Origin of the sequence: Neobacillus drentensis (genome assembly GCF_036962765.1) — a bacterium.
GTDB lineage: Bacteria > Bacillota > Bacilli > Bacillales > Cytobacillaceae > Neobacillus > Neobacillus drentensis_C.
The window spans coordinates 1-6,347 of the sequence record NZ_JBALOS010000342.1; the positions used below are offsets into that span (position 1 = coordinate 1).

Here is a 6,347-nt window from a genome sequence, read left to right on the forward strand (position 1 = left end):
ATAAGTTGAAATTTTCATACATTATTTATAAATACTATACGGGTGGGTGCTGAGAAAAGGAGGCATTTTATAATATAGGTAGACATTTTCCTTATTATACATTTATAGATAATAAGGCCCTTTATAGTTGCCCACTAGATTTACACTATATTTACAATAAATTTACTCTGAGAAAATATCAATATAATATTTTTACATTACAATACAAAAAGAGCCTATTCAAAAACCTCCATTTCAGTTTAATGAGAGCAGAAGGATAAAATCAAGGTTCCAATATTGGAAACCAAAGGGGGATTTCCGTGACGAAAAATCTCCTCTCATCCCGATCGATGGGAGGATGCCCGCCATCCTTGTGAAGCGGGGCGACCTTCTCCAGCACATTGGAGTCGTCGACATGATCGATATAATCAATGAGTTGCGCATCAAAGTTTCGCTACGGTTTTGTTTTTTACTCAATTTTACAAGCTTTTTGAACAGTCTCTTAAAATACATAAAAAATGGAGGTTTTCTGTAATGAAAAGAATTTTATCTATTACTCTCGCATTCACGCTGATATTCGTTATGTTATCAACCACCGCAGACGCAATTACAAACGAATCGGGCGAAAAACTCGTCAAAATCGACAATATGCAGCCGGTTTACGGTCAAACGATCACCGCCAGTGCAATCATACATCATGGTTCAATGGGCAAAAATCTAACATATCAATGGCAAGTACAGGAATCACGTATAAGCGATCAATATATTAATGTAAAATCGGGTGGTACATCCAAAAGCTACACCGTAACGTTAAATGATATTGGTAAAAAATTGCGCGTTGTAGTTGGTTTACCAGCAAATGGTGACAAAAAAACTTCATTGCCCACGGACGCAGTATTAAATGCCAACCCCCTTATTGCATCGATGAAATTCGACAATCATTTAAAGGACGATGCAAATCAAGAGAACTTGGAAGGGAAAGGAAATAATAGTTATGTAGACGGTGTATTACCCGGGACCAAAGCTCTGCACTTAGAAAGCGGAGACGACAATTATGTCGGTACGACGCATAGCTTGAATTTTGGTAATGACAGTTTTACCACATCCTTCTGGTATAAGGGTGACACGAACAATAATCAGGTCATATTATCAAACAAGGATTTTACTAAGAGTTCTAACGAAGGCTGGGCGATTTATACATCAGCCAACTCGGTCAATATGAATTTAGGATTCCCGACCACATCAGTAAAATTTGGGCGTGACACGTTTAATGCTTCCGATTGGCGTTACGTGACATTTGTTGTAGACAGAGATAAAATGCTCGGATCGTTGTATATTGATGGTTACAAAATGACTGAAACTACGCTGGGGATCGGAACTTTAGATACATCGAACCCATTAAATATAGGTAGCGACGGATTGGGCAAACATGGGGGTAATTCATTCGATATAGCTGATCTGAATGTTTGGAAAGGTGCATTTAGCAGCGATGTAGTTCAAGCGAATTATAATAGTTACGCTGTAAATAAAGTAGATATGAACGCACTTAACGACACAATATCAGAAGCAAATAAAATAATAGCAGACGGTCTCGGCAACGGCTTCAGTGAAACCGATTTTGATCATTTGAAAAAGGTTTTGAATACGGCATCTACGGTTGCAACAACGCAAAAAGTAAAATTATCTACACAGGAAACCATCAATTATTACGAACGTGAACTAAACAACGCCATATTCATCTATCAAAAAAGCAATAAAACATTAACTCCCGCCGGTTTAAATATGATTGTGGACAGCGACCCGGAAGTAAGTGCTAATCCCGCAACAATCGCGCGCATTGAAAAAGATTACAGAACAGAACTGAGACTATTCCCACAGGCCGACGTACTCTTTATTCCTGGCGACGTTACCGGCGGTAACAACGCCAATGAATATGTGTGGATGAAAAATCTGACAGGCATATACAATAAACTTAAAGGTGAGGGTCTGTTTGACAATACGAAGCTTTATATGGTAAGAGGTAACCATGATATGGGCGGCGCCGAACAATTTATACCTGTCGGTTCGGCGGGCGCATGGAACGCCTCAACGAATTCATACGATAACAATTTCTTTAATAGTGCTTATAGGGTAAAGGTAAAAGGATATAATATTGTGGGTTTTGACGGAAATTATAACAACGATAATACGGTGGGAAAAACCAAAAATTTACTCAACCAAATTAAAACAGAAGCGGATTACGATCCAACCAAACCTATATTTGTATCTTCTCACTACCCTATAAGCGGAACCGTGTGGTCAGGGAGATGGAGCAGCGCAGCAAGTAATAATGTAGGTAAATATATTGCCGACAATGACTTGTCGCAGGTGGTATATATGTCAGGTCATACGCAATACGACCCGACCGACGAACGTTCTCACTATCAAGGTTCGGCTACGTTTCTCGACAGCGGTGCGAGTTCATATTCCAGTTATATTGATGACGGTCCGTACGGCGGATATGTAGAAGGCTCGTATATCAACTATAAAACCACACCTCGCATCGTGAATTTCTTAGAGGTTTACGGTTCAAAAATTATCATCAAACAGTATAATTTAAGTACAGATGAATATGTAGGCATACCTTCTGTAAAAGTCGTTGGTGAAGGGAAAGAGGCCTTTACCTATAGCAGGAGCGATATAAGAGAACTCATAGCTCCGCAGTTTGAAGAGGGTATTACGGTAGATTCCTACAAAAACAACGAACTTGCTTTTACAATAAAGCAAGCAAATGACAATGTGCGCGTTTTGGAATATAATATTCAGCTTATCAACAAGCTCACGGGGAAAGTGGACAAATCGTTTAACAGCCTTTCACTGCCGCTAGACAAGCCATTCGATGAACACAGGCACTATAAGTTTACAAATTTGTCGCCAACTACTCCATATATACTCAGGGTATTCGCAGACGATTCCATGTATAACCGTTCGTCGCAGGACATTGACATTGAGGCTCAAAGTGTTAATTTAAACAGCATCACTGCGCCTGCTGACATAACAGGGTTGACAATCGGAACGGCGAAGACAGCGGACGCCCTTGGATTGCCAAAGATAGTATCGTTGGATACCGATGCAGGCAGGGGGGATGCCGTTGTGACATGGAATATGGATGCTTCAAACTATGATCCTACGGTAAAGACTGTACAGACCTTTACTGTAAATGGAACTGTAACTTTGCCAACTGGGGTGAAAAATCCCAATAACGTGCCTTTGACAACAAGCATTAAAGTAACGGTTAATAAGATCCCTCAGTCTCAAATGACGGCAACGGCGACAAGTCAGGAAACGATTGGTGAAAATAATTCAGCATCCATGGCGATTGACGGAAATTCACAAACGTTTTGGCATACAAAGTGGGATAAATCTGATGTTCTCCCCCAATCGATTACCTTAAATCTTGGAGGGCCTTACCCAATCGATAAGGTCGCGTATTTACCAAGGCCATCAGGCAGCAACGGAAATATTACAGGATATAACGTTTATGTAAGTACAGATGGAGTGACCTTTACTAAAGTTGCAAGCGGAACTTGGGCAAACGACAATACGGAGAAAGTAGCAACTTTTGATCCGACAGATGCATCATATGTCAAGCTCGAAGCAACGGCGGGTGTTAACGGCTGGGCCGCGGCCGCGGAGATTAGCGTCCTTGAAACAGAAACTGTAAAGAATTAGCTTCTAACTTAAAAGAATTTATTGTATTGAATTCACGCAGGTGTCATCACATTAGTGAAATTTAGGTTGGATCGGTAATGAAACTGGGGGAGATCAATTTTCTCCCCCTTATTATGTTCAAGTTCCAGAATGAACGTTCGTAACCGGATAAACTATATTGCAGATTGTAATACTAACATTTCATGAAAAGAGGTTCCGTTATGAAGAAGCGTTCCTTTCTGTCCATGTTCATCATCATGATTTTATTATTTTTTGGGACTGCCACAACTTCACTTGCGCATTCCATAGATATGAGTTACTCGGATTTAAACATTGAAGGGAACGAGATTCTCTATGATCTTTTTATTGAACAAAGAGACTTGTTTCCACAATTCGGTACTGACTTGGATAATCTGGTGAACGATGAACTGGCCTCGCAAAAAATCGAATCCTATCTACAAAAAGATCTTCGCATAGATGCGGATTCTAAGCCCTTAACGATGGAATTGGTTTCGATGAACATGGCGCAAAAGGGTGCCATAAGAGGTGTGGAATTTCAACTGAAGTTTATCGCCGATGAAGAAATCAATCAATTTAATCTTCATTACGATCTGGTGTTTGACGATGCGCCTGCTCATACGAGTGTACTCATGGTCCATGCAGGGGAATATTTTCAGCAGGATATGATTGATAGCACTAATAGAGATATTCTGATCAACCTTCCCCAGGACCATCCCAAGGACCTTCCCCAGCCTAAGATTAGCGCTGTTTTGTGGAAATACTTTAAGCTTGGAATTGAACACATTTTGACAGGTTATGATCATTTGCTGTTTTTGTTATCCTTAGTATTAATCGCAACTCGATTCAAGGATGCTTTGAAAATTGTTACTGCTTTTACAATCGCCCACAGCATTACACTGTTCTTGGTGGCCACTGACCGTATTCAGGTCAGTTCGCATTGGGTCGAAGCCTTGATTGCCCTGACGATCTGTTATGTGGCAGTGGAAAATATGTTTGTTCAAAAGGCGAAATGGCGGTGGATATTGACGGCCTTATTTGGCCTGATTCACGGCATGGGCTTCGCCGGGGCTTTGGCCGAAACAGGACTTCCAAAGAGTAATATGATTGGCTCACTCCTTACATTTAATTTAGGTGTGGAAACAGGCCAACTATTGATCTTATGCCTAGTACTGCCCCTCTTGATATGGATGCGAAGGTTCCCATGGTATCGCAAAATGATGATTTCAACGTCTTGCCTTATTTTTGTGCTGGCATTTTATTGGTTGATTCAAAGATTGTAATTAGGCCATTTATTGATCAATACGAGAGTTAGCGGTATTTTTGCTAGCTCTTTTTTTATTATTGCGTGTCTAACCAAGTCAGGCACAACCAGCTGCTATTTCTCTCTTGCGGCTTTTTTTCGGCGGATCGAGTGTGGGAACCTCTCAAACGCAGTAGGCATAAGCTGATAATATATGTAGATTTGAAAGGATGTCTTGTACATGTTTCCTTATCTCCAAGAAATTCATCAATTCCCCTATCCCCAATATAGGTTTATACCCCGCGGCTATTATTATTCCCCTTATTCTGAAGGATCGTGGCTCTGGAGCAATGGTGCGCTCGAATCGGATGAAAGATCCCGTTTACCCGCACAGCAACGGCTTACCTTCGTGCTTGTGCATGGCTCTTGGGCTGACGCTCACTTCTGGGACGGCGTAGCGGCGGTGCTGCGCAGTCGAGGGCATGCCGTTTATACGCCGGAATACGCAGGTCACGGCAAAGATCCGAACAAGCATGTCACGCATGCGATGATCACGAAGTCCGTCGTTGATTTTATAACGAAACTGAACCTACGCAACTTTGTTCTCGTCGGGCACAGCTTCGGCGGAACTGTCGTCCAAAAGGTGGCAGAACAGGTACCGGATCGCATAAAGCGCCTTGTCTTCTGGGACGCGTTCGTACTGAAAGACGGAGAATCGGTTGTCGACGAGTTCTCACCCCAAATGCGGCTAGGTTTCGAGCAGCTCAGAGCCGGCTCGAAGGACGATACGATCATGCTTCCGTTTCCGATGTTTCGGGATTCGTTCGTCAATACGGCCACTTTGGAGGAAGCCAAACGGATGTATGCAGGGATCACTCCGGAACCGGCTAAGCCGCTTTTCGAGAAGCTGGATCTTAAAGCGTTCTACGCGCTGCGTACGCCCAAAAGCTATGTCTATTTCTACCAAGACAACGCATTGACACAAGAAGAGGGCTTCGGCTGGCATCCGCATATGTCCATTCGGCTCGGCCAGTTCCGCCTGATCGTCGGCGACGGCGACCACTTTACGGACACGCGTACAAGGCCGGCTATAGTAGCGCAAAAGTTTTACGAGGCGGGCCGGGACTGATGTGCTGTAAGAGCATTTTATTGTGTGGCCAGAGCAAGATTGATCCGTAATCCGCCAAGATTCGGGAAATGATTCAAAAGGAAACAAGGTGTTTAAAAAGGTTATCCTTTGCAGGATCCTTCTTTAAGTATTAGTATTATCTTAATTAACTAACACTTAAAGTGTTTCCAAAACTCAAAATAGAATTAACGGAAGTAGTCGGAACAACTTGACAGTGATTATAAGCATGATTAAGCAAACGGGAGCGATTCTTTAATAACTGGGATCGCTTTTTCCTTATTCAAGTAA

3 protein-coding genes are annotated in these 6,347 nt (G+C 42.1%); all 3 read left to right on the plus strand.

Annotated elements, in window-relative coordinates; translation table 11 throughout:
- The first annotated feature begins 513 nt into the window (after window positions 1-513).
- The 3 genes from V7137_RS28920 (at window position 514) to V7137_RS28930 (ending at window position 6,059) form a co-directional block, all read left to right on the plus strand.
- Window positions 514-3,690 (plus strand): discoidin domain-containing protein, encoded by a 3,177-nt coding sequence (locus V7137_RS28920; RefSeq protein WP_335701255.1) that lies wholly within the window; start codon window positions 514-516, stop codon window positions 3,688-3,690.
- Window positions 3,691-3,890: 200 nt separating this feature from the next.
- Complete coding sequence (locus V7137_RS28925) at window positions 3,891-4,970, plus strand: HupE/UreJ family protein (protein ID WP_335701256.1); 1,080 nt, start codon at window positions 3,891-3,893, stop codon at window positions 4,968-4,970.
- Between the two features lie 201 nt (window positions 4,971-5,171).
- Complete coding sequence (locus V7137_RS28930) at window positions 5,172-6,059, plus strand: alpha/beta hydrolase (protein ID WP_335701257.1); 888 nt, start codon at window positions 5,172-5,174, stop codon at window positions 6,057-6,059.
- Window positions 6,060-6,347: the final 288 nt, after the last annotated feature.

Bases quoted from the DNA above. Each gene is read 5' to 3' on its own strand.
- V7137_RS28930 (WP_335701257.1), top strand. From the start codon at position 5,172: ATGTTTCCTTATCTCCAAGAAATTCATCAATTCCCCTATCCCCAATAT.
- V7137_RS28920 (WP_335701255.1), top strand. From the start codon at position 514: ATGAAAAGAATTTTATCTATTACTCTCGCATTCACGCTGATATTCGTT.
- V7137_RS28925 (WP_335701256.1), top strand. From the start codon at position 3,891: ATGAAGAAGCGTTCCTTTCTGTCCATGTTCATCATCATGATTTTATTA.